28 protein-coding genes and 1 pseudogene are annotated in these 25,645 nt (G+C 71.4%); 13 read left to right on the top strand and 16 right to left on the bottom strand.

Annotation, left to right across the window (positions count from 1 at the left end):
- The first annotated feature begins 98 nt into the window (after positions 1 to 98).
- From BMZ50_RS14980 to BMZ50_RS14955, 6 genes are all read left to right on the top strand, one after another.
- Positions 99 to 965, top strand: a complete 867-nt coding sequence (locus BMZ50_RS14980) for a TIGR03084 family metal-binding protein (protein WP_177212800.1) — start codon at positions 99 to 101, stop codon at positions 963 to 965.
- The gene (locus BMZ50_RS14975) at positions 962 to 1,474 is read left to right on the top strand and encodes an Lrp/AsnC family transcriptional regulator (protein WP_091326029.1); all 513 of its coding nucleotides are present in this window, start codon (positions 962 to 964) and stop codon (positions 1,472 to 1,474) included. The genes BMZ50_RS14980 and BMZ50_RS14975 overlap by 4 nt, the downstream gene beginning before the upstream one ends.
- Positions 1,475 to 1,614: 140 nt before the next feature.
- Entirely contained in the window at positions 1,615 to 2,748 is a 1,134-nt protein-coding gene (pdhA, locus tag BMZ50_RS14970; RefSeq protein WP_218146267.1) for a pyruvate dehydrogenase (acetyl-transferring) E1 component subunit alpha, read from the top strand.
- Positions 2,745 to 3,779 carry an alpha-ketoacid dehydrogenase subunit beta gene (locus tag BMZ50_RS14965; protein ID WP_245753667.1) on the top strand — a complete coding sequence of 345 codons (1,035 nt, stop codon included), beginning with the start codon at positions 2,745 to 2,747 and terminating at the stop codon, positions 3,777 to 3,779. The genes pdhA and BMZ50_RS14965 overlap by 4 nt, the downstream gene beginning before the upstream one ends.
- 1 nt (position 3,780) lies before the next feature.
- Positions 3,781 to 5,178, top strand: coding sequence for a dihydrolipoamide acetyltransferase family protein (locus BMZ50_RS14960; RefSeq protein ID WP_091326026.1), 1,398 nt, complete (start codon positions 3,781 to 3,783; stop codon positions 5,176 to 5,178).
- A gap of 100 nt (positions 5,179 to 5,278) precedes the next feature.
- Positions 5,279 to 6,133 carry a 3-hydroxyacyl-CoA dehydrogenase family protein gene (locus tag BMZ50_RS14955; protein WP_245753666.1) on the top strand — a complete coding sequence of 285 codons (855 nt, stop codon included), beginning with the start codon at positions 5,279 to 5,281 and terminating at the stop codon, positions 6,131 to 6,133.
- Positions 6,134 to 6,218: 85 nt separating this feature from the next.
- On the opposite strand, the gene BMZ50_RS14950 is transcribed toward BMZ50_RS14955, so the two are convergent.
- The 4 genes from BMZ50_RS14950 to BMZ50_RS14935 all read right to left on the bottom strand — a co-directional run bounded on the left by BMZ50_RS14950 (position 6,219) and on the right by BMZ50_RS14935 (position 10,488).
- Complete coding sequence (locus BMZ50_RS14950; RefSeq protein ID WP_091326023.1) at positions 6,219 to 7,088, bottom strand: alpha/beta hydrolase; 870 nt, start codon at positions 7,086 to 7,088, stop codon at positions 6,219 to 6,221.
- 73 nt (positions 7,089 to 7,161) lie between these two features.
- Positions 7,162 to 8,154: an ABC transporter substrate-binding protein gene (locus BMZ50_RS14945; RefSeq protein ID WP_091326022.1), complete on the bottom strand. Its 993-nt coding sequence runs from the start codon at positions 8,152 to 8,154 to the stop codon at positions 7,162 to 7,164.
- A gap of 116 nt (positions 8,155 to 8,270) precedes the next feature.
- Complete coding sequence (locus tag BMZ50_RS14940; protein ID WP_091326020.1) at positions 8,271 to 9,449, bottom strand: acyl-CoA dehydrogenase family protein; 1,179 nt, start codon at positions 9,447 to 9,449, stop codon at positions 8,271 to 8,273.
- 133 nt (positions 9,450 to 9,582) lie between these two features.
- Positions 9,583 to 10,488: a LysR substrate-binding domain-containing protein gene (locus BMZ50_RS14935; protein ID WP_177212807.1), complete on the bottom strand. Its 906-nt coding sequence runs from the start codon at positions 10,486 to 10,488 to the stop codon at positions 9,583 to 9,585.
- 178 nt (positions 10,489 to 10,666) lie between these two features.
- On the opposite strand from BMZ50_RS14935, the gene BMZ50_RS24810 reads away from it, so the two are divergent.
- Both BMZ50_RS24810 and BMZ50_RS14930 read left to right on the top strand, forming a co-directional pair.
- Positions 10,667 to 10,975, top strand: a complete 309-nt coding sequence (locus BMZ50_RS24810) for a hypothetical protein (RefSeq protein ID WP_245753665.1) — start codon at positions 10,667 to 10,669, stop codon at positions 10,973 to 10,975.
- Between the two features lie 182 nt (positions 10,976 to 11,157).
- The gene (locus tag BMZ50_RS14930; protein ID WP_091326015.1) at positions 11,158 to 11,955 is read left to right on the top strand and encodes an IclR family transcriptional regulator; all 798 of its coding nucleotides are present in this window, start codon (positions 11,158 to 11,160) and stop codon (positions 11,953 to 11,955) included.
- 75 nt (positions 11,956 to 12,030) lie between these two features.
- On the opposite strand, the gene BMZ50_RS14925 is transcribed toward BMZ50_RS14930, so the two are convergent.
- A complete protein-coding gene (locus BMZ50_RS14925) occupies positions 12,031 to 13,248 on the bottom strand; it encodes an NAD(P)/FAD-dependent oxidoreductase (RefSeq protein WP_177212806.1) in 1,218 nt (405 codons plus the stop codon).
- 187 nt (positions 13,249 to 13,435) lie between these two features.
- On the opposite strand from BMZ50_RS14925, the gene BMZ50_RS24255 reads away from it, so the two are divergent.
- Both BMZ50_RS24255 and BMZ50_RS24250 read left to right on the top strand, forming a co-directional pair.
- A complete protein-coding gene (locus BMZ50_RS24255; protein ID WP_177212805.1) occupies positions 13,436 to 13,762 on the top strand; it encodes a DUF6907 domain-containing protein in 327 nt (108 codons plus the stop codon).
- 68 nt (positions 13,763 to 13,830) lie between these two features.
- The gene (locus BMZ50_RS24250) at positions 13,831 to 14,505 is read left to right on the top strand and encodes a TetR/AcrR family transcriptional regulator (protein ID WP_177212804.1); all 675 of its coding nucleotides are present in this window, start codon (positions 13,831 to 13,833) and stop codon (positions 14,503 to 14,505) included.
- 113 nt (positions 14,506 to 14,618) lie between these two features.
- On the opposite strand, the gene hcaB is transcribed toward BMZ50_RS24250, so the two are convergent.
- The 8 genes and pseudogenes from hcaB to BMZ50_RS25285 form a co-directional block, all read right to left on the bottom strand.
- Positions 14,619 to 15,413 carry a 3-(cis-5,6-dihydroxycyclohexa-1,3-dien-1-yl)propanoate dehydrogenase gene (hcaB, locus tag BMZ50_RS14915; protein WP_091326009.1) on the bottom strand — a complete coding sequence of 265 codons (795 nt, stop codon included), beginning with the start codon at positions 15,411 to 15,413 and terminating at the stop codon, positions 14,619 to 14,621.
- Positions 15,414 to 15,424: 11 nt separating this feature from the next.
- Positions 15,425 to 15,790 (bottom strand): bifunctional 3-phenylpropionate/cinnamic acid dioxygenase ferredoxin subunit, encoded by a 366-nt coding sequence (locus BMZ50_RS14910; protein ID WP_245753664.1) that lies wholly within the window; start codon positions 15,788 to 15,790, stop codon positions 15,425 to 15,427.
- A gap of 33 nt (positions 15,791 to 15,823) precedes the next feature.
- Positions 15,824 to 16,387, bottom strand: a complete 564-nt coding sequence (locus BMZ50_RS14905) for an aromatic-ring-hydroxylating dioxygenase subunit beta (RefSeq protein ID WP_091326007.1) — start codon at positions 16,385 to 16,387, stop codon at positions 15,824 to 15,826.
- Complete coding sequence (locus BMZ50_RS14900; protein WP_091326005.1) at positions 16,384 to 17,715, bottom strand: aromatic ring-hydroxylating dioxygenase subunit alpha; 1,332 nt, start codon at positions 17,713 to 17,715, stop codon at positions 16,384 to 16,386. Before BMZ50_RS14900 ends, BMZ50_RS14905 begins: the two co-directional genes overlap by 4 nt.
- 34 nt (positions 17,716 to 17,749) lie before the next feature.
- The gene (locus BMZ50_RS14895; RefSeq protein ID WP_091326003.1) at positions 17,750 to 18,658 is read right to left on the bottom strand and encodes a VOC family protein; all 909 of its coding nucleotides are present in this window, start codon (positions 18,656 to 18,658) and stop codon (positions 17,750 to 17,752) included.
- 557 nt (positions 18,659 to 19,215) lie between these two features.
- Positions 19,216 to 19,458, bottom strand: coding sequence for an aldo/keto reductase (locus tag BMZ50_RS25295; protein WP_425432015.1), 243 nt, complete (start codon positions 19,456 to 19,458; stop codon positions 19,216 to 19,218).
- 21 nt (positions 19,459 to 19,479) lie between these two features.
- A pseudogene (locus BMZ50_RS25290) lies at positions 19,480 to 19,649 on the bottom strand (hypothetical protein); the annotation flags it as partial.
- A gap of 350 nt (positions 19,650 to 19,999) precedes the next feature.
- Positions 20,000 to 20,062 carry a hypothetical protein gene (locus BMZ50_RS25285; protein ID WP_425432014.1) on the bottom strand — a complete coding sequence of 21 codons (63 nt, stop codon included), beginning with the start codon at positions 20,060 to 20,062 and terminating at the stop codon, positions 20,000 to 20,002.
- Between the two features lie 156 nt (positions 20,063 to 20,218).
- Between BMZ50_RS25285 and BMZ50_RS25155 the strand changes: the two genes are divergently transcribed.
- Positions 20,219 to 20,554 (top strand): DUF6907 domain-containing protein, encoded by a 336-nt coding sequence (locus BMZ50_RS25155; RefSeq protein WP_091326001.1) that lies wholly within the window; start codon positions 20,219 to 20,221, stop codon positions 20,552 to 20,554.
- A 131-nt stretch (positions 20,555 to 20,685) separates the two neighbouring features.
- On the opposite strand, the gene BMZ50_RS14875 is transcribed toward BMZ50_RS25155, so the two are convergent.
- The 3 genes from BMZ50_RS14875 to BMZ50_RS14865 form a co-directional block, all read right to left on the bottom strand.
- A complete protein-coding gene (locus tag BMZ50_RS14875; protein WP_091325999.1) occupies positions 20,686 to 20,988 on the bottom strand; it encodes a bifunctional 3-phenylpropionate/cinnamic acid dioxygenase ferredoxin subunit in 303 nt (100 codons plus the stop codon).
- A 161-nt stretch (positions 20,989 to 21,149) separates the two neighbouring features.
- Positions 21,150 to 21,695 (bottom strand): aromatic-ring-hydroxylating dioxygenase subunit beta, encoded by a 546-nt coding sequence (locus BMZ50_RS14870; protein ID WP_091325997.1) that lies wholly within the window; start codon positions 21,693 to 21,695, stop codon positions 21,150 to 21,152.
- 28 nt (positions 21,696 to 21,723) lie between these two features.
- Positions 21,724 to 23,097, bottom strand: a complete 1,374-nt coding sequence (locus BMZ50_RS14865) for an aromatic ring-hydroxylating oxygenase subunit alpha (protein ID WP_091325994.1) — start codon at positions 23,095 to 23,097, stop codon at positions 21,724 to 21,726.
- A gap of 383 nt (positions 23,098 to 23,480) precedes the next feature.
- On the opposite strand from BMZ50_RS14865, the gene BMZ50_RS14860 reads away from it, so the two are divergent.
- Positions 23,481 to 24,332, top strand: coding sequence for an alpha/beta fold hydrolase (locus BMZ50_RS14860; protein WP_091325993.1), 852 nt, complete (start codon positions 23,481 to 23,483; stop codon positions 24,330 to 24,332).
- A 663-nt stretch (positions 24,333 to 24,995) separates the two neighbouring features.
- Positions 24,996 to 25,643: a peptidoglycan-binding protein gene (locus tag BMZ50_RS14855; RefSeq protein ID WP_091325990.1), complete on the top strand. Its 648-nt coding sequence runs from the start codon at positions 24,996 to 24,998 to the stop codon at positions 25,641 to 25,643.
- Positions 25,644 to 25,645: the final 2 nt, after the last annotated feature.

Raw genomic sequence — 25,645 nt, 5'->3', positions numbered from 1 at the left:
AGAACCATGGACAGCACGCTCTTCCACCTGGTCTGCGCCAGGCTCGACGACGAACCCGATCGCGTGCCGAGCGTCCGCATCAACCCCGCCCGGTCGTCGTGACGGCCGCGGACCTGCTGACCGGCCTGCTCGCCGACCTGGCCGAAGAGGGGCGCGACCTCGACGACCTGGTGGCCCCGCTGCCGGCCGCAGGGTGGGCGAGCCCCACGCCCGCGGCCGGCTGGACGGTCGCCCACCAGATCGCCCACCTCGTCTGGACCGACGAGGTGGCGCTGCGGGCGGCCACCGACCCGGAGGGGTTCCGCACCGACCTGGTCGCCAGCGCGCCGGACGTCACCGCGGCGGTGGACGCCGCGGCCGCGGCGGGCGCGGCCACCGCCCCGCCGGAACTGCTCGCCCGGTGGCGGACGGCGCGGGCCACGCTCGCCTCGGCCCTGACCGCGCTGCCGCCGGGCACGGCGCTGCCCTGGTTCGGCCCGGACATGAGCGCGCCGTCGATGGCCACCGCCCGGCTGATGGAGACCTGGGCGCACGGCGTCGACGTCCGCGACGCCCTCGGCCGGCCGATCCCCGCCACCTCCCGCCTGCGCGCGGTCGCCCATCTGGGGGTGCGCACCCGCGGCTTCGCCTTCCGGCAGCACTCCCTGGCACCCCCGGCCGCGGAGTTCCGGGTCGAGCTGACCGGTCCGGACGGCGAGGTCTGGACGTGGGGCCCGCCCGAGGCGCCCCAGCGGGTCACCGGGCCGGCCCTCGACTTCTGCCTGCGGGTCACCCAGCGCCGGCACCGCGACGACCTCGCCCTGCAGGCCGTGGGCGCCGACGCCGACCGGTGGCTGGACCTGGCCCAGGCCTTCGCCGGCCCACCCGGGCCGGGCCGACCGCCGCGGGCGGCGGCCCCGCCTCGCTCCGCGCCACCGCTACCCGTCCGGAGCGGACCGGGACGTCGGTCAGACTGCTCCCCGTGACGGAGCAGGATCCCGAGCGCCCCGTGTCCACCGGGGCGCGGCCATCCCCGTTGGACGACATCGACCGGCGGATCGTGGACGCGCTGCGCGCTGATGGCCGCCTGTCGGTCCGCGCCCTCGCCGAGCAGGTGCACGTCTCCCGCGCGGCGGTGCACGCACGCGTCCAGCGCCTGGAGCGCGACGGCGTTCTCCTGGGCTACCAGGCCCGCGTCGACCCCGACCGGCTGGGGTTGTCGGTCTCAGCGCTGGTCCACCTGCGCATCGCCCAGCAGACGTGGAAGGAGGTGCGCGAGCGCATCTGCGCGATCCCGGAGGTCTGGCACGCGACTCTCGTCTCCGGCGAGTACGACCTCGTGCTGCTGGTCCGGACCTCCGACGCGGCGGCACTCCGCGATCTCGTCCTCAACCGCCTCCAGGCGATCCCCAGCGTCCGGGCGACGCACACCATCCTGATCCTCGACGAGGTGGGCGACGCTCCGGCCGGACGGACGGTCGGCACCGGGCCGTAGCGGCAGCCATCAGTCCCGCGCCGCCGCGCCCTCCCCCGTGATCTTGACCGGTCGTCCGGTTTCGATCCGGGACCCTGGACGCATGGCCGGGCTGCGTCCGACAGTTGCGCGATCTGTCTCGCTCATCTGCGGAGGTAGCCGTGGTCGCTCCACCAGTGCCGGAATCGGCCCAGCTCCCGGAGGAGCTCTCGGACCGGCACCCGGAGGCCCTCCTGCCGACGCCGACGCCGCTGCACCTGCTCGACGCGAACGGCCGGGAGGTCGACTCCCGCCTCTCGATGCCCGAGGAGGACGTCCTCCTCGACCTGTACCGCCGCATGGTCGTCGGGCGCCGATTCGACGCCCAGGCGACGGCGCTGACCAAGCAGGGCCGGCTCGCGGTCTACCCGTCGTCCCGGGGGCAGGAGGCGTGCGAGGTCGGGGCCGTCGTCGCGCTGCGGCCGCAGGACTGGCTGTTCCCCACCTACCGGGACTCGGTCGCGCTGGTCACGCGGGGTGTCGACCCGATGGAGACGCTGACGCTGCTGCGCGGTGACTGGCACCTGGGCTACGACCCGTACGAGTACCGGGTGGCGCCGCAGTGCACCCCGCTGGCGACCAACACCCTCCACGCCGTCGGGCTGGCGCACGCCGCAACGGTGAAGGGCGAGGACACCGTGGCCCTCGTGCTGCTGGGCGACGGCGCCACCAGCGAAGGGGACACCCACGAGGCGTTGAACTTCGCCGCCGTGTGGAAGTCGCCCGTCGTGTTCCTGGTGCAGAACAACGGCTACGCGATCAGCGTGCCCCTGGCGAAGCAGACGGCGGCGCCGTCCCTCGCGCACAAGGGCATCGGCTACGGGATGCCGTCGGTGCTGGTGGACGGCAACGACGCGGCAGCGGTCCACGTGGTCGTCCGGGAGGCCGTCGAGCGCGCCGCCACCGGCCACGGGCCCACGCTGATCGAGGCCCTGACCTACCGGATCGAGTCGCACACCAACGCTGACGACGCGCAGCGGTACCGCGACGACGCCGAGGTCGCCGCCTGGCTGGAGAGGGACCCGATCGACCGGTTGGAGCGCTACCTCACCGCCCGCGGACTCCTCGGCGAGGACGCGCGCGCAGCGATCACCGCCGAGGCCGAGGGGCTCGCGTCCCGCGTCCGCGCCGGCATGAACGCCGACGTCGAGGTGGACCCGATGAGCCTCTTCCAGCACGTCTACGCCCAGCCCACCCTGCAGTTGCGTGCCCAGCAGCAGCTGCTGACCGACGAGCTGCTGCAGGAGGCGGAGTGACCGCGACCCTGGGCGCTCCCCCGGCCGCGGCCCCCGTGACCATGGCGAGCGCCCTGAACCGCGCCCTGGCCGACGCCCTCGAGGCCGACGACCGCGTGCTCGTCTTCGGGGAGGACGTGGGGACCCTCGGCGGCGTCTTCCGCATCACCGACGGGCTCGCCGCCCGGTTCGGCGACCGGCGGGTCTTCGACACCCCCCTGGCCGAGAGCGGGATCGTCGGTACGGCCATCGGCATGGCGATGAACGGGCTGCTGCCCGTCGTCGAGATGCAGTTCGACGCGTTCGCCTACCCCGCGTTCGAGCAGGTGACCAGCCATCTGGCGAAGATGCGCAACCGCACCCGCGGCGCGGTCGGCCTGCCGGTCGTCATCCGCGTCCCGTACGGCGGCGGCATCGGCGGCGTGGAGCACCACTGCGACTCGTCGGAGGCCTACTACACGCACACCTCGGGCCTGCGCGTCGTCGCCCCGGGCACGCCGGGGGACGCCTACGACCTGCTGCGTGCGGCCATCGACTGCCCCGACCCGGTCATCTTCCTGGAGCCCAAGCGGCGCTACTGGAGCAAGGAGACCACCACCCTGGGGGCCGCTCCGCTGCCGATCGACCGGGCCGCGGTCCGCCGGGCCGGCTCGGACGTCACCCTGATCGCGTACGGCGGCATGCTCGCCACGGCCCTGGAGGCGGCCGAGGCCGCGGTCGAGGAGGGCTGGGACGTCGAGGTCGTCGACCTGCGCACCCTCGCTCCGTTCGACGACGACACCGTCGCGGCGTCGGTCCGGAGGACGGGGCGAGCGGTCGTCGTCCACGAGGCCCAGCGCTTCGGCGGTTACGGCGCCGAGGTCGCGGCCCGGCTGACCGAGCAGTGCTTCCACCACCTGGCCGCGCCCGTCCTGCGTGTCACGGGCTTCGACATCCCCTACCCGGCACCCAAGCTCGAGGAGCACCACCTGCCCAGCGTCGACCGCATCCTCGACGCGGTCGCCCGCCTCCAGTGGGACGACCAGGTCGAGCCGCCGCGGAAGGGGTACTGACATGCCCGTCTTCCTGCTCCCGGACCTCGGGGAGGGGCTCACCGAGGCGGAGATCGTGACCTGGCTGGTGGAGGAGGGCCAGACCGTCGTCGTCGACCAGCCGATCGTCGAGGTGGAGACGGCGAAGGCGACGGTGGAGGTGCCGGTGCCCTTCGCCGGTGTGGTCACCAAGCGGCACGGCGCCGCAGGGTCGGTGCTGACCGTCGGCAGTCCCCTCGTCGAGGTGGGGGCCGCCTCCGAGATCGACGCACCGGTGCCGACGCCGCCGACCGACCCAAGGCCCGGGCAGCGCGGCTTCCGCGAACCGGGCGCGGTGACGCCCGACCCGCCGGACGGCGCTGCCGCAGCCGAGGAGAGCAGCGGCAACGTCCTGATCGGGTACGGCACCTCCGCAGCACCGCGCCGCCGGCGCAGCGGACGACGCGCCGGGCGTCCCGTGAACGCCGAACCCGCCGCGCCGCCGGGGCCCGGGGCACCCGAGCCCACCACGGCCGTCGCGGTCATCTCGCCGATCGTGCGACGACTCGCCCGCCTCGAGGGGATCGACCTGCGTCAGGTCCCGGGGACCGGACGGGGCGGGACGATCACGCGGCAGGACCTCAAGGACGCGCTGGCCGCCCGGGCAGCCGGGTCCGCGGCGACGCCGGCCGAACAGCCGGTGGTCGAGCCAGCGGACGCCCCGATCCGCACCGACGCCGGCGAGCCGGGCACGGACGAGCGGCGGATCCGCCTGCGCGGCGTCCGCAAGGCCGTGGCCGACAAGCTGAGCCGGTCGCGCCGCGAGATCCCGGAGGCCACCGTCTGGGTCGACGTGGACGCGACCGAGCTGCTGGCCGCCCGCCGGACCCTCAACGGCTACGAACCGGACCGGCCGGTCAGCCTGCTGTCCCTCGTGGCCCGGTTCGCCGTCCTCGGCCTCGGCCGGTTCCCCGAGCTCAACGGACGGGTGGAGGGCGAGGAGATCGTCCTGTCCGACGCGGTCCACCTGGGGTTCGCGGCGCAGACCGACCGGGGTCTGGTGGTCCCCGTCGTGCGGAACGCCCATCGCATGTCGACCCGCGACCTCTCCGACGCCCTCGAGGAGCGGACCGCCCAGGGACGCACCGGCCGGCTCGCGCCGGCGGACCTCACCGGGGGGACCTTCACGGTCAACAACTACGGCGTGTTCGGCGTCGACGGTTCGGCCGCGATCATCAACCACCCCGAGGTCGCGATCCTCGGCATCGGCCGGATCATCGACCGGCCCTGGGTCGTCGACGGCGAGCTGGCCGTCCGATCGGTCACCCAGCTCACCCTCGCCTTCGACCACCGGGTCTGCGACGGCGGCACGGCGGGGGGCTTCCTGCGGTTCGTCGCCGACTGCGTCGAGTCGCCGATCCGCGCGCTCGCCGAGTTCTGAGCGCCCGCGCCCACGGGCGAGCTCCGGCTCGCGGACAATGCAGCCGTTGCGCTCCGACAGATCGAGGAGATCCCATGTCCAGCCGTCCTGCGGAGACGCTGTGAGCCGCGTGCCCGCCGCCGTCGGCGTGATCGGCGGCGGCCGGATGGGTGCCGGGATCGCGCAGGTGTTCCTGGCCGCCGGTGCCCGCGTCGCCGTCGTCGAGGCCGGCGGGGACGCCGCGCAGGCTGCGCACAACCGGATCGCCGACGGCCTGGAGGAGGCCGCCCGGCGGGGGAAGCTCGACGGTGACGTCGCCACCGCCCTGGGCCGGCTCACCCTGCTGGACTCCCCCACCGAGCTGGACCCGGCCACCGGTCTGGTGGTCGAGGCGGTGCCCGAGCGGGCCGACCTGAAGGCCGAGGTGCTCCGCGCCGCCGAGGCCGCCGTGGGACCCGAGGCCGTGCTGGCCACCAACACCAGTTCCCTGTCGGTCACCGAGCTGGCCGCGGCGCTGGAGCGCCCCGCCCGCTTCCTCGGCCTGCACTTCTTCAACCCGGTGCCGGCCTCGAAGCTGGTGGAGGTGGTCGTCGCCCCGGAGACCGCCCCCGAGCTGGTCGGCACCGCCGGGGGCTGGGTGCGGGCCCTGGGCAAGACCGACGTCGTCGTCAACGACTCCCCCGGCTTCGCCTCCTCCCGGCTCGGCGTGCTGCTGGGCCTCGAGGCGATCCGGATGCTCGAGGAGGGCGTCGCCGACGCCGAGGCCATCGACACGGCGATGGAGCTGGGCTACCGCCACCCGATGGGGCCGCTGCGCTCCACCGACCTGGTCGGCCTCGACGTCCGGCTGGCCATCGCGGAGTACCTGCACCGCACCCTCGGCGAGCGGTTCGCCCCGCCGCAGCTGCTCCGCGACAAGGTCGCCGCCGGCGAGCTCGGCCGCAAGACCGGCCGCGGCTTCCACACCTACGACTGAGCCGGCCCGCCGATCACCCCTCCAGTTCGTCGCGCCCCACCTCGGGGCCGTCGTGACCGAGGCGGGCCTGCCAGGGGCCCCGGCGTCAGACCCGCGCGTCGACGAAGCGGGTGATCTCCCCCGCGAGCGCCGCCTCCTGGCCGCCGTACTCGTGCCCGGCGCCCGGGAGCTCCGCGCACACCCGGTCCGGGACCGTCATGCGGTCGAAGAGCTCCCGCCAGGCCGCGGCCCGGGTCTCCGCGCCGCCCCAGGCGAGCAGCAGCGGTACCGGCGAGGCGTTGCACCCGTCCAGCCAGCGGCCGGGGCGCTCCGCGAGCCGCTCGAGGAACGAGTCGGCGGAGATGGCGAAGTACCAGGCCGGCACGGGCAGCAGCAGGTGGCCGTCCCCGCGGTCGACGAGCTGCTGCGCCTGCGCCCGTGCCCGGTCCAGCGCCGCGTCGTCGGTGAACCACGCCGACAGGGGGAACCGGACGGAGGTCAGCGGGGAGAGGAAGACCCGCCCGGCCACCTCCTCGGGGCCGGGTGACCAGTCGCCCAGGAAGTAGCCGCCGGCGGAGTGGCCGACGACGAACACCGGGAGGCCGGTGCGCTCGCGCAGCCAGGACACGCCCGCGCGGAGGTCGGTCGGGCCGTCGTCCAGCCGTTCCCACATGCCCCCGTAGGCCGCCTCGCGACCGGTGGCGATGCCGGCGGCGTCGCCGAGCCGGCTGTAGGCCAGGTCGTGGCAGCGCAGGTTGAGCGCGAGGTGGACGAAGCGATCGGGGGCGACCAGCGGCGGCAGCGTGCGGGGTGGGCCGGAGTAGAAGTTGCCGCCCTTGCCGTGCACGTGCAGCACCGCCGCGACGGGTTCCGGGGGCGGCGGGTACAGCAGTCCCTGCAGCAGGACGCCGTCCTCGGCCGGGACGTCGACCAGCTGAGGGCCGCCGGTGGGCAGGACGGGCACGGCCGTCGTCATGGGGCTCCTGTCATCGCAGCCGGGCGCCCGGTGCGGCGCCTGCCGAGCAGGCGCCGCACCGGGCCGCACGTCGTCAGTCGTCGAGGATCGCCGCGTCGTAGTCGATCTCCTCCTCGAGCAGGCCGTACCTGACCATGAGCTGACCGAAGGTCTCGATCGATTCCCGGTCGTTCTTCCCGCGCCACTGGATCAGGTTGATCCCCTGGGCCAGCGCCGGATCGAGGTCGATGAGCTCGGGCAGGGCCGCGCGGAAGGAATCCGGGTCCTCGCGGATGTCGTCGGCGGTGGCCTGCACCGCCCGGGAGAAGGCCTCGGCCACCTCGGGGTCGGCGGCCACCGCCTCCTCGGTCATCACCATGGTCCCGATCTGCAGGCCCGGCTCGATCCCCCACCACGGGCGGTGGACGACGCGCATGCCCTGGTTCTGGCCGATGGTCGCGAACGGCTCGATGACGATGCCGGCGTCGACGTCCCCGCGGTCGATCGCGGCCAGGATCTCCGGGAAGGGCAGCTCGACCGGGCTGATCGCGTCCTCCGCGAAGCCCTGCTCGTCGCGGATCCGGCCGATCGCCAGGTCGTTGACGTTGCGCAGCGCGTTGACGCCCATCCGGACGCCGTCGAGGTCCTCCGGGCCCTGGATCGGGCTGTCGGCCCGCACGAGCACCGCGGCGAAGTCGCCGTCGGCCTCCTCGGAGGTGGCACTGCCGGCGGCGACCATCGTGAGCGGCAGGTCGCGGCCGATGCTGGTGAGCGCCGAGACCAGGTCCAGGCCCAGGACGTCGAAGTCCCCCTGCAGGAGAGCCGGCACGGTCGCGGTGCCGCCGCCGGGGTTCACCTGCGCCTGCAGGTCGATGCCCTCGTCCTCGAAGTGCCCGCGCTGGACGCCGTAGGCCACGAAGGAGTAGGGCCCGCCCGGCGTCTCGGCCATGGTGAGCGTCGTCAGGCCGCCCTCCTCCGTGGCGCCGGCCGCGTCGGTCCCGCCGCCGTCGGCGGACCCGCCGCAGGCGGTGGTCGCCATGAGCGCGGCAGCGGTGAGCGCCGTCCAGGCGGCTCGCGAGAGCTTCATCGGTCTCCTCGGGGCATCGTGCGGGGTCCGTCCAGGCGGACGGCGGACGTAAGCTACGTCACTTATTTCTCATGCTGCAATCATCGCGGAGGAAGTTCCGCTCCGCCGAACCGACGTCACCTCAGGGAGAAGTGCACCCAGCGCTTCCCCTCGGCCAGCCCGGCCAGCTCCAGGCCGGCGGACTGCATGATCAGCGGCGAGGACGACACGTGCTGGGTACCACCGTGCACGTCCCGGAACAGCCGCTGGATCGTGCCGCTGCGCAGCGCGTCACTGCCGGCCGACGTGTAGACGAACTGGGCGATCTCGGCGACGGAGAACGTGGCGTTGTGCAGCGCCACCCGGTTGAGCGTCTGCAGCCGCAGCGGGATCTCCCCGCCGCGCAGCAGCGCCTCCTCGATCTCCTCCCACACCTCGTAGAGGAGGGCCTTGGCTGCCCGCAGCTTCGCCTCGGCCCTGGCGTAGTGCTCGGCGAAGGCGACGGTGTCGGTCTGCGCCCCGGGCAGGCCGGCCTTGGCGCGGACGACGGCAGCGAGCTCGTCGAGCAACCGCCGCCCGACACCGAGCACCCAGCCGCCGTGGTTGATGCTGGCGAAGTTGCCGATGCCGATCCGGTAGAGGGCCCCGCCGGTGACCGGCTCGGTGCTGAGCGAGGGGTAGCTGTGGTCGAGCGGGACGAAGCAGTCCTCGAGCGTGTAGTCGATGCTGCCGGTGCCGCGCAGGCCCAGGACGTCCCAGTTCTCGATGAAGGTGACCTGCTCGACCGGCACGATGAAGAACCGCGTCTGGCCGGTCTGCACGTCCTGGGCGGCGGTGTGCAGGTGGGTGCAGTGCTTGATGCCGGAGGCGAACGACCAGTCCCCGCTGATCCGGTGACCGCCGGCCACCGGGACGGCGCGGCCGGGCTTGGTGCCCTGGCCGGCGATGCCCAGCCGCGGCGTGGCGAACAGCTCCCGGGCGGCGTCCTTCTCGAAGAACGCACCGGCCAGGCCGGTCGCCAGGCCCATGGCCATGGTGACCCAGCCCGTCGACGGGTCGGCATGGGAGAGGGTGCCGAACAGGTCCATCGCCTGCCGCGGGGTCATCTCGGCGCCGCCGAGCTCCCGCGGGGTGAAGACCCCGATCGCGCCGATCTCGAACAGCGCCTCGACGACCGGCTCGGCGATGCGGCCCTCGCGGTCGTTCTGCGCGCCGTGGCCGTCGACCAGGTCGTGCAGGCCCTCGGCCGCCCGGATGACCGCCTCGGGTTCCCTCGGACCCGCCTCGGCCACCGGCCGCTTCTGCACCGTCGTCATGCCCCGCTCCTTCGCCGTGGTCCCCGTCGGAATCTAGGCAGCCGTGACGAGGAACACGATGCCTCGGTGATAGGGAGTCGGGCGGGTCTGATCACCGTTCGGAATCAGCCTCCCGGGGTCCACCGGACGGGCGTCACATCGCCGCGGTCGGCGTCCTGCCGTCCTCCCATGGGCGGAGCCGGAGGAAGTTGTCGAGCACGGCCGGCGGCGGCCCGGCCCGCCAGAGGGCACCCATCGTGAGCGTCAGGTCGGCGTCCTCCAGCGGGACGTGCGCGACGGTGGGCTGCGCGGCGAACCGGGCCGACGCCGGCACGAAGGCAACCCCGAGACCACCGGCCACCAGGCCGATCGCGATCGAGGTGCTGCTCACCTCGTGGGCCACCCGGGGGCTGAACCCGGCACGGTTGCAGGCGGTGACGTAGTAGTCGTGCAACCCCGGCTCCACCGGGCGCGCGATGAGGACGAGCTCCTCCTCCGCGATCTCCTCCAGCCGCACCGCCGGCCGCTCGGCCAGCCGGTGCCCGCGGGGCACGGCGAGCAGCACCGGCTCCTGGCTGACCGCCTCCGTCCGCAGGTCCGGTCGCGGCGCGATGGGCAGCCGCACGAAAGCGAGGTGCAGGCTGCGGTCGGTGACCTGCTCGATCGCCGTCCGGCTGGTGGTCTCGCTCAGGGTGAGGACGACGTCGGGGTAGTGCTGGCGAAAGGCGCGCAGAGACCGCGGGAGCAGGTCGGCCAGGGCGGGCTGGACGAAGCCGACGGCCAGCCGGCCGACCTCACCCCGGACGACGGCGCGCGCCCGGTCGACCGCACCGTCGGCCCGGGCGAGCACCTCCACCGCCTCGGCGAGGAAGACCCGCCCCGCCTCGGTGAGGGCTACCCCCCGCCGGTCGCGCTCGAGCAGCCGGACCCCGAGCTCGTGCTCGAGCGCGCTGATCTGCTTGCTGAGCGCCGGCTGCACGATGTGCAGCTTCTCCGCGGCCCGGCGGAAGTGGAGCTCCTCCGCGACGGACACGAAGTACCGCAGGTGCCGCAGTTCCACGGGTGGCACTCCTCCCTCAGCTCCGGACTTCGGCGATCGTGGCAGCCGGGTGCGCGGTCGCGCCCCTCCCCGGCAGCGGACTCCTGCGAGCGGGTGAACCACCAGACGCCCCTCGACCAGGTCCCACCCCACTGGGCGCGTCGACGACTCCCCCGGCTGCGCCTCCTCCCGGCTCGGCGTGCTGCTGGGCCCGGAGGCCATCCGGATGCTCGAGGAGGGCGTCGCCGACACTGCAAGCCAGCCGGTCCAGCTGCGCGGTGAGCACGCGGCGACGCACCAGCTGGGCACGCCCCCAGCCGGACAGGCACCCGGCGTTCGCCGCGTCCTGGGTCGCGGCCCGGTCGTGGTCGGCAGGGACGACGATGTTCACCGGGCATCACCTCTCGCGGTCCGGCTCCACGTCCGCGCCCTTGACGGCCTCGCCCGGCAGGGCACCGAGACGTTCTCCGGCCTGCTCGAGTCGCCCTTCGGGGTCGACCGGCCCTGAGGCGCGATCGGCGCTGCCCCGAAGCGGCCTGAGGGCTCTCGCCCCGTTGCTCCCGCAGCCGATCCAGCCCCGGACCACCCGTTCGCTGACCGATCACCGTACCGAACGCGAGTCCATTGACCTGTGCTGCACGTCACAGTAGCGTCTGAACGACCGTTCAATTAGCCCTCGATCGAGGTGCCATGACTCAAGGCAGCGTTGCCTCGCCACTGGACGACGTCGAGCTCGCACACGTCGCGGAGCATCCCTCCCGGACCAACGCCGCCAGCCGCACGCTTGCCGTGTTGAGCGCCTTCGGCGGCTCTCGTGCCGTACTCGGCGTGAGCGAGATCGCCGTACGCGCTGCGGTTCCGAAGTCGACCGCCCATCGACTGCTCGCCGTCCTTCACGAGCACGGTTACGTGAAGCGGGACGGCAACCGCTACCGGCTGGCCGAGCGCGTCTTCGAGCTGGGGTCACGTGCGTTCTGGCCCAGGGGGCTTCGCGAGCGGGCGATCCCCTTCATGGCCGAGCTGCACCACGAGACCCTCGAGATCGTGCACCTCGCGATCCTCCACGACGACGACGTCGTCTACGTGGAGAAGATCTACGGGCACCGGGCCTGGCCCTGTCCGACCACGATCGGAGGGCGCAATCCCGCACACGCCACCGCGCTGGGCAAGTCGATCCTGTCGTACTCGTCCCCCGAGACGGTCGGGCACGTCCTCACCGGGCACCTGGCCCGGCCCACCCGGCACACCGTGGCTCATCCGGAGGCCCTCCAGAAGCAACTGCGCGTGGCGCGGGAAGAGGGTGTCGCGGTCGAGGTGGAGGAGTGCCGGGTCGGACTGGCCTGCGTCGCGGCGCCGATCATCGATCGCCGTACCGGTGAGGCGGTGGCCGCCCTGTCCATCAGCTCGCCGACCGCCCGCTTCGACAAGCGGCGATTCGCCGCACGACTGCGCAAGGCCGCCGACACGCTCTCGCAGACCGCTCTGTGAGCGGTCCGCGGCCGCACCTTGCGCGGCCGCGGGCACCGGCGTCCGCGAATCGACGTGGACCCGGGCGCGGTGGGTTCAGGCCGCGAGCTTGCGCAGATCCGCCCCCGGGTCCCGCAGGGCATCCACGTCAACCACGCCCCCCCGCTCGATCAACCGCCGGGCACCGTGGACGTCGCGCGGTCGGTTGACCGCGAACGCGGCGCGGAGCACTCCGGCCCGCAGGAAGAAGGCGCTGAAGGCCAATCCATCGACGTCCCCCCGCCAGACGACGTCGTCCTCGGGCCCGGCCTGGCCGGCCATCTGCAGGTTCCAGGCGTACTGGTCCGACCAGAACCAGGGCACCTCCGCAAACGGCCGGCGGTGCCCGAGCATGGAACCGGCTGCCGCCAGGCCCTGGTTCTGGGCGTTCTGCCAGTTCTCCAGCCTGACCCGCTCCCCCAGGATCGGGTTGGGGTGGTTGGCGACGTCACCCGCGGCGTAGATCCCGTCGATCGAGGTCGCGCAGAACTCGTCGACCAGGATCCCGTTGTCGACCCGGGCTCCGGCCGACGCCGCGAGCTCGACCGCCGGTTCGATGCCGATCCCCACCACCACGAGGTCGGTCTCGATGACGCTGCCGTCCGTGGTGACCACCCGCCGGACCCGGTCGTCCCCCACGAGGCTGTGCACCCCGGTCCCCAGCCGCAGATCCACCCCCTGGTCGCGGTAGGCGGTGGCGAGGACCTGCCCGAGCGCCGGCCCGAGGACTCGCTGCAGCGGAAGACCGGCCACCTCCAGCAGCGTCACCCGGCAGCCGAGCGCCTGAGCGGATGCGGCGACCTCGGCGCCGATGAACCCGGCGCCGACGACGGTGACGTGGGCGCCGGGCACGAGCTGCTCACGGATGGTCAGCGCATCGTCGAGCGAACGGAGGGCGTGGACACCCCCGAGGTGATGCCCCTCGACCGCCAGCCGGCGGGCCCGGCCACCGGTGCAGAGGAGGACCTTGTCCGCTCTGATCAGCTCCCCGCTGTCGGTCTCGACAGACTGTTCCCCGGGCAGCAGGCGGGTCACCGTGGTTCCGAGCCGCAGGTCGATCTCCTGGTCGGACCACGACTGCCGGTCCGCGATGCGCAGGGCCTCCGGCGCCTGCTTCCCGAGCAGGAGGTCCTTCGACAGCGGCGGGCGCTCGTAGGGGGGATGCGGCTCCGCGCCGACGAGCACTACCCGCCCCGAGAAGCCCTCCCTGCGCAACGCCTGCGCGGCCCGGCCACCGGCCAGGTTGGCTCCGACGATCACGAACGAGGGCTGCACGGGATCCGCCTTCCGCCAGGGTGCTGACCGGCCGGCCCCAGTCTCACCGGCCGGATCCGGGTGGCGCTCCGCCCTCGTTCCACCACCCGGCACCGGATCGGTTCCACGCGACGGGACGCATCGGACGGGTGCGCCGGCGTCATGGGATGTGCTGGGCCCGGCAACGCGACGACCGCACGAGGTGCCCATGGCCATCGACCGCAACGCCGGCGCCGCATCGGTGAACTGCCCCGCACGGTGCGTCATGCACGGCACTCCCGACCACAGCGTGATCTGGCACGTCAGCGAGAGCGTGCTGCTCACCCTCCCGGGATCGGAGCCGCTGCGCCGCACGTCGATGCAGGTGCGGGCAGCGCAGTACCTCCCCGACGGCGCGACGTGGGAGCCCGCGGTGGAGCTGGCACACCACGTGGGCGATCGCTACCGCGTCGACCACCTCACCCCTGTCGGCGCGCGACGAGTCGCGGAGCTGTTGTTGCCGGCCGCCGATCACGCCGAGTACGGCTGCAGCTGACCGTGGCCGCCGTCCTGCCGGACTACCCTGGCCGACGTGCTGGTTCCCGCGCACGCGTCGGCGCCGCGATGACGTCCGCCGATCACCCGGTAGCCGGTGAGGTGGCCGGGGCAGCGACCCGCCCCCGGCGCCGGCAGAGCGCGGAGCAGACCCGGCAGGACATCCTCGTCGCTGCGGGGCGCCGGTTCGCGCGGGCGGGGTATGCCGCGGTCACGCTCAAGGACATCGCCGCCGACGTGGGGGTGACCGCCCCGCTCGTGGTGCACTACTTCGACTCGAAACTCGACCTGTTCCGGGCGGTGGCCCAGGCCGAGGACGGTCCCACGATCAGGATGGCCGACCTGGACGGGCCCGTGGAGACGATGGGTCTGCGGCTCGCGCGCCTGCTCGCGACGTACTGGCTGAACCTGGACTACAGCTTCCCGGCCATCGCCCTCGTGCGATCGCTGGACCTCGAGGAGGCCAGGCAGCTGTTCGCCGCGGAGATCGACCGGCGCATCACCGACCCTCTCGCCGCCGTCCTGCACGGCCCGGACGCCCAGCTGCGCGCCCGGCTCATCGCCGCGCAGATCATGGGGTTCGGCCTGTTCGCCTTCGGCACTTTGATCGACCCCGACGCGCCTTCCCCGAACCCGGACGCGCTCGCCCGCACCGTCGACGTCTTCGCCACCGCCCTGCAGGCCTGCATCACCCCGGCCACCGCCTGCGCCCCGTTCCCGGAGAGCGCGCCCCGGTCGGCGTGAGGCGGCAGCCCGCTCGATCGGACGGTCGCTCGCCCCGCCGCTCCCCCGCGCGGCCGAGCCGCCAGTCCCCTGGGAACTGGCGGCTCGGTGCCTGGTCCGGCGACGCGCGCAGGTCAGCCGAGGTCCCGCCGCGGCGGCGTCCCGAAGCTGCTGATGTCGAAGACGGCTCCGGTCGCAGTGGCCGCCTCCTTCGAGGCCAGCAGCACGTAGGTGCCGACGTAGTGCTCGGCGGTGATGTCCATCTTGAGCGCACCGTGCTCGCGCATGATGTCCTGGATGGGCATGGCCCGGGTGATCGACTGGTCGGCCAGCCCCATCGATCCCGGCCCGCGCAGGTCGGTGGCCATGCCACCGGGTGCGACGGCGTTGACCCGGACCTCGGGGGCCAGTTCGTAGGCCAGCTGGCGGACCAACCCGACACCGGCGTGCTTCGAGGCGACGTACAGGGGTCCGCCGCCACCGGGGTAGAAGGCGGCGTTGGAGAGGGTGAACACCATGCTGCCGCGGGAGGCGCGCAGGGCCGGGAGGGCCGCCTTGGCCCCCAGCAGGTAGCCCTTGACGTTCACCCCGAACAGCTCGTCGAACCCGCTGGCCAGCTCGTCGGTGCCGGTGGCGTCAAGAGAGGCGTTGAAGTCCCAGATCCCCGCGTTGCCGATGAGGACGTCCAGCCCTCCGAAGGCGTCGACAGCTGCCGCCACCGCCGCCTCGTTGTCCGCCACCGAGGTGACATCGCCGGCCACAGTGCGCACCGCCTCCCCGAAGGAGACCGCGACGTCGTCGAGCTTCTCCTTCGACCGGTCGAATACGACGACGCGCGCCCCCTCCTCGACGAACCCGGACACGATCGCCCGTCCGAGCCCTGATCCGCCTCCCGTCACGAGCACCGTGGTGTTGTCCAGCCGACCCATGTCCCACCTTCCTAGTCGTCGCATGTGTAGTCGTTCGGCAGCTGGACGAAGACGGAACCGTCCTCGACCCGCAGCTGGTGGACGCGGACGGGGCTCCTCGCCGGCGGCGAGAGAGGCCGGCCCGTTCGCAGATCGAACTTCGCCATGTGCAAGGTGCATTCGACGAGGCAGTTCTCGACCCATCCCTCGGAGAGGGAATAGGTCTCGTGCGTGCAGGTGTCATCGATGCAGAAGAACTCGCCCTCGGATCTGAAGACCGTGACGGGCGGCTGGGTGCCCAGCCGCACCGCCTCGTCGTCCTCGACATCGTCGACCGCGCACGCGCGGATCCACCGGGCGCCGGATTCGGCGAACGTCATCTGTACGTCGATCTCCATCTCTGGGGAGGTCGATCCGGATGGAGGCCGGGATCAGAAGAAGATGCTGATGCTCGGCGCCAGGATCGTCGTCTGCTCGAAGACGACCTTGCGGCTGGCGATCCGGTAGGGGTAGGCCCCCTCGGCCGGGCGCAGGAGGTCGAAACGCTCCCCCACGAACCAGTCCTGATGACGCTCGAGCCGGCTCCGGTAGATGCAGAAGTTCGACCGGACGTCGAGTTCACCGTCACCGCGTTCGTCGATGCGCACGTTGGTGATCAACCGGCGCGTGCGCGACGGCGGCTCCTCCGACCACTGGATCCCCGACGTGACACGGCGAACGCGCCCCCGGAGTGCGGTGAGGTCATCGTCGATGAGCGCGTTCTCGCCGGCAGCGGCGACCTCCTGGTCCCGCTCCCGGATGGTGCGGGTCATCCGGGTCGGCAGCCAGTAGTGCACGTCCTCGGTGAACAGCTGGACCCAGTCCGTGTAGCGGTGGTCGTCGAGCAGCTCCGCCTCGGCCGAGAAGAACTTCTCCACGCGGTGCTGGAGCTCCATCGACGTGGGGCGGAACGTCGACGGCCCCGCCTCCACCGCCTGGTCGACAGCCGTGCTCATGCCGGCTGCACCTCCTGCTCGGCTGCTCGCCGCTGCGCGTCCAACTCGGCGATCTCCTTCCAGGACAGGTTCTTCATCAGGTCCTGCCAGCGCTGGTAGAAGCCCCGCGCCCCCATCTCGCTGTAGAGGTCGTTCGACATGCCGGGCATGCCGGGGTAGTCACGTTGCTCGAACCCGAGACCCATCTGCGCGTTGAAGAGCGTGCTGCGTGCCTTCCATCCCCGCATCACCTGCTGGATCTCCGTCCAGTTCTCCCCGTCGTCGGTCTCGAAGACCCCCGCCGGGCTGAAGGTGCGCTGGGTGACCTCCCGGACGCCCTTGCGTGCCGACTCCGGGGCGTCCTTGGGCACGTACGTCCACGCCCACACCTCGATCTGGCCCGGTCCGCGCGGATGCCAGACCCGCATCGTCGAGGCCGTCCCGAGCCAGGAGAAGTTCGGGAAGATGTTGTTGTGGATCATGATCTTGTGGGCGCGGTCGGTGCCGAGACGGTTGTAGACCTGGTCCCGGTTGGCGATCTGCCAGGCGCTGTACTCCGGCCCGGCAAGAATGTCGGGACCGAACTCGGGGATGCCCATGGACCCCGTTCCGTGACCATGCCCGGCGAATTGCCGCCCCTGGTCGTGCGGCGACGGATCGAACAGGCTGCGCATCGCCGGGTCCTCGAACAGAGCCACCATCGCCGACGCGTGTGAGATGGGCGCGTGGTACATGTCGCTGGTGAACTGCTCAGCAGCGAACTTCCAGTTGCAGTCGATGACCCACTTGGTGGCGCCCTTGACGAACTCCAGGCCGTTGTCCCACCTGTCCACGGCGGCGTCGAAGTAGTACTTCATCTCGCCGAGGTACTCCTCGAACTCGGGCACCTCGTCGGACCAGGTGCCAAAGTAGAAGCCCTTGTAGCTCTGCACGCGCGGAACCTTGGTCGCTCCCCACTGCGACTTGTCGATCTGATTGTGGTAAGCGCGCTCCTCGAGCGGGACGTTGATCAGATTGCCTTCGAGGTCGTAGGCCCAGCCGTGATAGCTGCACGTGAAGGTCTTGTTCGTTCCTGCATCCGCCCGGCAGATCCGCATTCCGCGGTGCCGGCACTGGTTCAGGAACGCCTTCACCGACGCGTCGCGCTGGCGGACCACCAGCACCGGGTCCTCACCCATGTAGGTCTGCACGAAGCTGCCCCGGTTGGGCAACTGGCTCTCGTGCGCGAGGAAGAGCCAGCTCCGTCCGAAGACACGGTCCAGTTCCAGCTGGTACAGCGCCGGGTCGGTGTAGATCAGGGGGTTGATCAACCCCTGCTTCGAATCCACCAACGTGCCGATGTCGACCACGTTCTGCTCCCTTCGACGATGAGTGCGTAAACGCTCAGACGTGGGCCGCCTCGGCCGGGGCGGGCGGCGCGCCGATGTCCTGGAACTGGTGTCCCCAGATGCTGGCCGCGTCGTAGTGGCTGACGGTCCACTTCTCGTCGTCGATGAGGCGTCCGTTGCAGCCGTACTCGACCTGGAATCCCGAGGGAGTGTTGACGTAGAAGGAGGTCATCAGGTCATTGGTGTGCTCGCCCAGGGTCATCGTGATCGCGTCCCCGCGGGCCTTGACGGTGTCGAATGCGCGGCCGACCGCCTCGAGCGACTCGACCTCGAGCATCAGGTGCCCCAGCCCCGGCGGGGGGCCGGGGATCGAAGCCACCGCGATGGAGTGGTGCCGAGGGTTGCAGTGCAGAAAGATGCCCTCGGCGATGCCGAGGTCGATGGTGTCGCTGAGCCGGAAGCCGAGCACGTCGGTGTAGAAGGCGGCCGCCTTCTCCGCGTCGGCGGAGAAGAGGAACGCGTGGCCGACGCCGAGGTCCCCGGTCACGAACCGGACACCGCGCGGGGACACGAAGGCGCTGTGGTCGGCGGCCTGGCCGTAGTAGGCCTCCAGACGGTTGCCGTCGAAGTCGCGGAAGACGTAGAGGCTGCGGACCTTGCGCCGTCGGGCCAGCTCCGTGTCCTCGGTGACCTCGACGCCCTGAGCGGTCAGGGAGTCGACCAGCTTCCGCAGCTGCGGTTCGGTGGCGGTCTCGAACCCGAGCGCCTGCAGGGACATCGGCCCGCTAGGCGGTCCGTCCTCCACGACGATCCGATAGGCCCGCTCGTCGGTACGGAAGTGGGCTTCACCGGGATGGTCGCTGGCCACCTCCTGGATGCCGAGCACCTCCGCGCCGAACCGGCGCCACTCCTCCACCGGACCGCGGACGACGAGGTAGCCCAATGCCGTGACGTTGCTGGTCATGACTGCACCTTTCGATGAAGACCACCCGCGGAGCGGGGGTGGGACTGGTGTGGTCGTACGGCGAGCTGATCGGTCGCTGTCAGAGCTGGCCGGCGAAGAACCCGGTGGCCAGCGCATGGCTGCACCGCATCCGCCCTCCCGTTCCGTTGCGCGTGCCGTGGAGTCTCTTGAGCAGGCGCGAGATGCGGTCGGATCGCGTTCCATCACGTGGCACCGAGATCGATTCCGCGTGCCCGCCCGCCGGCCATCGCATCCGGTGAGACCTGACGCCCGGACGGCCGCGACGGGGAAGGCGGCGACGGATGACGACCGACCGCCAGAATCGCGTCGCGCGGCCGGACGTGGTGCCTCCTGCAGGCACCTCGGAGATCCGGCGATGTTGCACGTCAGTGAGCGCCGGGTGCTCCATCCGGGCCCGTCTCGGAACCGCTGTGCCGGAAGACGGTGGCCGCGCCGTCAGCTGCCGTCTTCTGGCCGTTGCCGTGCGGTGGTCGCGCCCGCCAGGGGAGCAATGTGCCTCGGGACAATCCGGCCCTGGGTTCGGGCAGGTCGGTCCGCTACGGACGTCCGTAGGGCGGCTGCTCGGGGTCGGGCACGCCCGCCGGTCCGCTGATGATGGCGTCCACGGCCAGCTCGTCCTCCGCGGACAGTTGCCACCCGGCCGCGGCTACGCTGGCCTGCAGCTGCGCGACACTCCTGACGCCGGTGATGACCGAGCCGACGAGCGGGTTCGCCAGCAGCCAGGCGATCGCCAGCTCGGCCAGCAGCGGCCCGGCGCGCGACCGATGAACTCCTCGGATCGTCCCTGCCCGTACGCGTTCGCCGTGTCGACGAAGTTGACGCCGAGATCGAGTGCGGCATGGACGACCCGGCGGGTCCGCTGCTCGTCGAGTCGCGGCGGCCCGAAGGTGTTGCCGCCCAGTCCCACGACGGAGAGGTGCAGGTCGGAGGCCCCGAGCTGTCGGCGGGCGAGTTCTGTCGCCGTGGTCATGTCTGCGACCTTCCCGCGGAGTGGGAGCACCACCCCGATGTCCTCGATGAACTCGTTCAGCGGGCCCGGGCGCCGGAGGAACCGGCGTGCATCGTGTGCCGGACCGAGCGGGTGCGGCCCCTCAGCCGTGAGGGCTGGCTGCCCGCATCCGCCGGTGTGGTCAGGAAGAGTTGCCGAGGTCCCGCCTCAGCAGGAGCGTCCGGATTCCCTTCCTACGCGGACGCGGATTCTGCGTCCTGGCGGGCGGCGAGGCAGTCCAGGGCGATGTCGACGATCATGTCCTCCCGACCGCCGACCAGGCCGCGGCGGCCGACCTCGAGCAGGATCGAGCGGACGTCGATGCCGTACTGCTAGGAGGCGGCCTCGGCGTGGCGGAGAAGGCTGGAGTAGACCCCGGCGTAGCCCAGCGTCACCGTCTCCCGGTCGACCTGCACGGGGCGGTCCTGCAGCGGGCGGACCAGGTCGTCGACGGCCCAACGGTTCCACCGGATGGCACGCCGGTCCCCCCGGATCGATGGCCTCCACGGAGACTCGACGACATCGAGGAGACCGACCACGGTGAGGTGGCAATGGACGGCAAGGATCTCGTCGACTTCTCGTCGCGCTGCCCGGCGTGGTGCGTGATGCACGGGGCACCGGACCACAGCGCGGTCTGGCACATCAGCGGGGGTTCCCTGCTCAACCTGGCTGGCCCCTCGGAGCCCCAGCGTCGTGAATCGGTGGACGTCCGGGCCGCGCTCTACCCCGCGGACGACGCGGATGCCGCGTCTTGGGAGCCGGCGGTCGAGGTGGCGCACCACCTCGGAGGTCGCTACCGCGTCATCCGCTTGACGCCCGCCGGAGCGCGCCGCGTCGCGGAGCTGCTCACGCGGGCAGCCGACCACGCCGAAGCCGGCGCCGGCTAGCGGTGGGAACTCTCCACCCGGAGTCCGGCGAGGCACGGTTCGTGCTGCCCCGGAGGACTCGGCCTCCGCGTGGCCCGAGTGCTCCGGGGAGACCTGCCCGCTGAACCGCACCCGCTCGCGGCCGTGACGGCTCAGACGTCGACGAAGACGGCGTCATCCTCGACACGCACCGCATAGGTGGCAATCGCCTCGGTGGCAGGGAGCGTGAGCGCCTTCCCCGTCCGCAGGCAGAACTTGGCGAAGTGCCACGCGCACTCCACCTCGGCGCCGTCGATGTAGCCGTCCGCCAGGGAAGAGGCACCGTGGGTACAGGTATCCGCGGCCGCCAGGAACTCACCGTCGACGTTGAACACCGCCAGCGGCGGATCCACGTCGACCACGACCGCCTCCCCCGGCTCGATGTCGGTGACGCTGCACGCCCTCACCCATGCCATGGACTACCGTCCCTGCCTTTCGTGGATCGTTCGATACGTCCTCGGACATTCGTCCGTGAGGGGACCGGTGGCTCGCAACCACCGGCCTCGCGTCGCCAGAGGCAGCGGATGCGGCCGCGGCGCCGTGATGCCCGGCGCCACGACCGCATCCGCCGGTGGAATCAGAAGAAGTTGCTGAGGTTCTGCGACAGCAGGAGCGTCTGCTCGAGGAGGATGTGCCGGCGCGCGATGAGGAACGACCCCTCGGTGCGCCGCAGCAGGTCACGGCGTGACCCGATCCACGTGGTCTCCTCGGACTTCAGCCGTGTGCGGTAGAGCAGGAAGTTCGAGTGCACCTCCAGTTCGTCGCCCCGGTCCTCCACGACCCGCACGTTGGTGATGATGTGCCGGGTCCGCGACGGGGGGTCCTCGGCCCACGCCAGCCCGCTGGTGATCTTCGCGACGCGGGTGAGCAGGAACTCCTTGCTCTCGTCGAAGTAGGCCATCTCCCCGGGCTGGGTGAACTCCTTGTCGAGCTCGCGGCGCAGCCGTGTCCTGCGGATCGGCATGAAGTAGTGGGTGTCGTCGCTGAACAGCTGGACCCACTGCTCGTAGTCGTGGGCGTCGAGCAGCGCCGCTTCCTTGGTGTAGAAGCGCTCCACCTCGAACTGGCGCAGGGCGTCCGCGAGGAGGGCAGCCTCGGCTCGGGTACTCGTGTCAACGGTCATGGTCGTCTGTTCTCTCCTCGGTCCGTGGTCAGAGCACGGCGGGCGGGATGGTCCGCTCGCGCAGTTCGTCCCAGCTGCAGCCGGACATCCACTGCGCCCACGCCGCGTAGGTCCACAGCTGCCCGTGCTCGTTGATGCCGCACTCGATGTAGGGGGGGTCCATGCTGTCGACGTCGTTCACGACCTTGCCCCGGCCGAGGTTCATCTTCAGCACGTGCGGGATCCTGCGGCTGGCTAGGCCCGTGGTCGTCATGGTGCTCTGGTTCCAGTTCTCCCCGTCCTCCTGCTCGAGCAGCCCGGCCGGACCGAACACGTGGTTGGCCATCGCGAGTACGAGGGCCCGGTGCTCCGGGGGGGCCTCGCGGGGCACGAACGAGTACCACCAGATCTCGGTCTCGAACGGACCGCGCGGCACCCGCAGCGAGATCTGACCGCCCGCGGGGTTGATCCACAGCGTCGGGAAGATGTTGGTGTGCCCGGCGGCCCGGCGCGCCACCGGCCCGAGTGCCTCCCGCGCTTGCTCGGAGTCCCGCCACGAGTCGCTGCCGGTCACGCCGACATACGTGTCCCGGGTCGGCCCGGCCAGGGCGTGACCGAAGATGTCCACGAACACGAGCTCGTCGACGTTGTCACCACCGGCGGGACCACCGGGGAGGCGGAGCTGCGCTCCCTCCTGAGTGGCCACCCCGTCGATGTCGACGCGCTTGCTCTCGGGCATCGCCTGATTCGCGAACATGTCCAGGGACATCGCGGACAGGTGGGTGATCTGCGGGTGGTACCAGTCGAACAGGTTGTCGACGGCGAACTTCCAGTTGCACGGGATGACGAACTTCTGGACGCCCGGGATGACCTCCATGTCACCCTGGCAGGCGATCATGTCCAGACCCGCGCGGCCGGTCCGGCCGAGGAACTCCGCCAGCGGCGGCGCTGACGGGTCCGAGGTGGCGAAGACGAAGCCCTTGTAGGTGTCCAGCTGCGCGACCCCGCGCAGCCCGTGGGCGGACATGTCGAGCTCGTCGTGGTAGAGCTCCTTCTGCCCTGGGACCCCGACCAGGTTGCCCGCGATGTCGTACGTCCAGCCGTGGTACGTGCACATGAAGTTCTTGGCGTTGCCCTCGTCGGCACGGCAGACCGCGTTGCCGCGATGCGCGCAGGTGTTCAGCAGGGCCTTGATGCTGCCGTCCCTCTGGCGGACCACGAGGACGTTGTCACGACCCATGGGAGCCTCGACGAAGTCGCCCCGCTTGGGGATCTGCGTCTCATGGCAGAGGAACAGCCAGCTACGGCCGAAGATCTCCTTCATCTCCTGCTCGTAGATGTCCGGATCGCTGTAGATGCTCCGGTCGACCTCTCCTCGTTCCAGGGAGACGAGTTCGTGCAACGTCTGGTCCGCGATCGCCATGGTCTTCCCTCCTGCGCTGGTCGGTTGCCACAGCCTGTGCCGGGGCTTCCGGGCCCTCCATGAAGCCGTTCCACCCGACGGAACCCCTCCTGCCACGGGGCGTGGCCCCCGTGCGTCCGAGCACTGCAACGGCGGGCAGGTCGAGGTCTACCGCCGTCGGCGGCATGACCTGGCCCGGCAGATGACCTGGCTCGGCAGGGTGAGCCAGGCCGGCCACCTGGGCACGACCCCGTCCGCGTACAGGTCAGACCGATCGACGCACCTGCGGTTCCACTCCGCGGGACACGCACCGCGGGGATCGCCGGCGGCCGTGATTGCGTCGACCTCGACCCGTTGGCAAGCCGGCTCCCGCGTGACAACGAGCCCTCCGGCGAAGGAGAACGATGACGACTCCCCTTACGTTCACGAGCACGAAAAAGCTCATCGACACGAAGGACTATCGGATCCAGATCAACGAGGCCGGCAGCGGTCATCCGGTTTTCATGATTCACGGCACGGGGCCCGGCGCGACGGGCTGGAGCAATTTTGCCCCGAACATCCAGACCCTCTCGGGGAAATACCGTTGCATCGCCGTCACGATGCCCGGCTGGGGCGAGTCGAGCCCGCAGTCGCTCGAGACGGGTCGGGACCAGGTCCGGGCCATGGTCCAGCTCATGGATGCGATGGGAATCGATCGCGCCGCCTTTGTGGGCAACTCGATGGGCGGCATGATCTCGCTTCAGATGACTGCGCAGTACCCGGAGCGCGTGACCCACCTCATCACGATGGGGTCGGGAACGGGGGTCGGTGCGGGCATCTTCACCGCGGGCGGGCTGTCGGAAGGCATGCGTGTCCTCGTGGAGGCCTACACGGACCCCTCGCCCGAGAACTTCAAGCGCCTGGTGCAGGTCATGTGCTATGACTCCTCCAACGCCACTGACGAACTGGCCGAACAGCGGTCGAAGGCCGCGTGGGAGTTTCCCGAGCACAACAAGAACTGGCTGGATCTCTGGCATTCCGGTCAGGCCTGGGCCGGATGGGGAGACATCACTCCCACACTTCAGCGGAGCACCGTACCCACGTTGGCGATCCATGGACGCGACGATCGGACGGTCCATTTCGAGGCCAGCCTCCGCACGGTGTCGGCCATTCCGAACTCGCGCATGGTGCTGCTGAACCGGTGCGGCCACTGGGCGCAACTCGAGCACGCCGACGAGTTCAACCGCCTCGTCGACGACTTCATCACGAACAACTGATCAGCGGGCTCACCTGAGACGGGAGGCCACGAGAACGTCGCCGACTGTCGGCGTCAGTGCAAGGGTCGGGTAATGCGCCGTCCACGTCGGGATTCACCCACGTGCATCGGACAGCACGTGGAACTGCCCGGGAGCATCGAGAGCACGTCGATCTCCGGGGCAGTTCCACGTGGTGACCCTGCGGATCTCCGCAGACGGACAACGCCCAGCCGGTGACCGCCCGAACGAAACGAGTTCACGTACGGGACCCCCTGCAGCGGCATGCGCTGATGTGCCGGTCCGCCGGTCGGTCAGGCGCGCGAACCCACCCAGCCCACGACCAGTGCGCGCACCTCGTCGGCACAGACGTCGTCCAGCAGCTCGTGGTCCGCGCCGTCGACCAGGTGCACCGTCCTGTCCTCCGACGCGATCCCTCCCACGAACGCGCAGCCGTCCGCCAGGTCGGTCGGTACAGGTCTCCGCTTTCCCGTACGCCGCCGGCGTCGGAACGTGCCCGTCGGCCAGCCCCCCGCCGAGCGGCCTCGTTCAGCGACGTCGCGCGCTGAGCGCGGGAACCGGCCCGCCGAGCATCAGCACCGGCTGGCCGCAGCAGAGGCTTCACCTGTGCGTTTGCACCCTCTCACCTGAGGGAAGGCAGCCGGCCGATCCGATGAAGGAGGAGCCATGAGCCAGGACGACGCACTTCGACCGCTCTCGCCGGAGGAGCTGGCCGCCGAGACCGGAGCCGCGCTGCCCGACAAGGAGGTCATCTCCCTCCTCGACCTCAACGCCGACCTGGACATCGCCCTCGACGCCGCCGCCCCGATCGACCTGGCGGTAGCTGCCAACGCCAACGTGGCGGCGCCCATCGACGCGGCCGTCGGGGCGAACGTGCTGTCGACCGGCTCGACGGCCCAGGCGCTCGCCGACCAGGGCGTGCTCATCGACCAGGGCATCACCGGCGAGGCGGTGGCCAACGCCCCGCAGGACAGCACGATCGACCAGTCCGACGACACCGTCGGCGAAGCCGAGCCCGCCCCCGCGCCCGTCGACGGCGGCGGCGCGACCGAGACCGTGGGCGACCCGCTCTCCGGTGACCTGCTCGACGTGAACGTCGACCTCGCCGCCGACCTCGACCTCGCCTCCCCGATCGCCGGCGCAGTGGCGGCCAACGCCAACGTGGCCGCCCCGATCGACGCCGCCGTGGCCGCGAACGTCGGCTCGATCGGCTCCGAGGCCACGGCCGTCGCCCAGCAGGACGCGATCATCACCCAGGACATCGACGCGAACGCGGAGGCGACTGCCGATCAGCAGTCCGACGTGACCCAGTGACC

The sequence above is a fragment of the Geodermatophilus ruber genome (genome assembly GCF_900114385.1).
In the GTDB taxonomy this organism is placed as follows: Bacteria; Actinomycetota; Actinomycetes; order Mycobacteriales; family Geodermatophilaceae; genus Geodermatophilus; species Geodermatophilus ruber.
The sequence above is the reverse complement of the archived record's forward strand: the minus strand, read 5'-3'. Positions and strand labels throughout refer to the sequence as shown.

Bases quoted from the DNA above. Each gene is read 5' to 3' on its own strand.
- BMZ50_RS14945 (WP_091326022.1), bottom strand. From the start codon at position 8,154: ATGAAGCTCTCGCGAGCCGCCTGGACGGCGCTCACCGCTGCCGCGCTC.
- BMZ50_RS14940 (WP_091326020.1), bottom strand. From the start codon at position 9,449: ATGACGACGGTGCAGAAGCGGCCGGTGGCCGAGGCGGGTCCGAGGGAA.
- BMZ50_RS14960 (WP_091326026.1), top strand. From the start codon at position 3,781: ATGCCCGTCTTCCTGCTCCCGGACCTCGGGGAGGGGCTCACCGAGGCG.
- BMZ50_RS14860 (WP_091325993.1), top strand. From the start codon at position 23,481: ATGACGACTCCCCTTACGTTCACGAGCACGAAAAAGCTCATCGACACG.
- BMZ50_RS14855 (WP_091325990.1), top strand. From the start codon at position 24,996: ATGAGCCAGGACGACGCACTTCGACCGCTCTCGCCGGAGGAGCTGGCC.
- BMZ50_RS14930 (WP_091326015.1), top strand. From the start codon at position 11,158: ATGACTCAAGGCAGCGTTGCCTCGCCACTGGACGACGTCGAGCTCGCA.
- BMZ50_RS14910 (WP_245753664.1), bottom strand. From the start codon at position 15,790: ATGGAGATCGACGTACAGATGACGTTCGCCGAATCCGGCGCCCGGTGG.
- BMZ50_RS14905 (WP_091326007.1), bottom strand. From the start codon at position 16,387: ATGAGCACGGCTGTCGACCAGGCGGTGGAGGCGGGGCCGTCGACGTTC.
- BMZ50_RS24250 (WP_177212804.1), top strand. From the start codon at position 13,831: ATGACGTCCGCCGATCACCCGGTAGCCGGTGAGGTGGCCGGGGCAGCG.
- BMZ50_RS14950 (WP_091326023.1), bottom strand. From the start codon at position 7,088: ATGACGACGGCCGTGCCCGTCCTGCCCACCGGCGGCCCTCAGCTGGTC.
- BMZ50_RS14895 (WP_091326003.1), bottom strand. From the start codon at position 18,658: ATGACCAGCAACGTCACGGCATTGGGCTACCTCGTCGTCCGCGGTCCG.
- BMZ50_RS14865 (WP_091325994.1), bottom strand. From the start codon at position 23,097: ATGGCGATCGCGGACCAGACGTTGCACGAACTCGTCTCCCTGGAACGA.
- BMZ50_RS25155 (WP_091326001.1), top strand. From the start codon at position 20,219: ATGGACGGCAAGGATCTCGTCGACTTCTCGTCGCGCTGCCCGGCGTGG.
- hcaB (WP_091326009.1), bottom strand. From the start codon at position 15,413: ATGGGTCGGCTGGACAACACCACGGTGCTCGTGACGGGAGGCGGATCA.
- BMZ50_RS24255 (WP_177212805.1), top strand. From the start codon at position 13,436: ATGGCCATCGACCGCAACGCCGGCGCCGCATCGGTGAACTGCCCCGCA.
- BMZ50_RS14870 (WP_091325997.1), bottom strand. From the start codon at position 21,695: ATGACCGTTGACACGAGTACCCGAGCCGAGGCTGCCCTCCTCGCGGAC.
- BMZ50_RS14875 (WP_091325999.1), bottom strand. From the start codon at position 20,988: ATGGCATGGGTGAGGGCGTGCAGCGTCACCGACATCGAGCCGGGGGAG.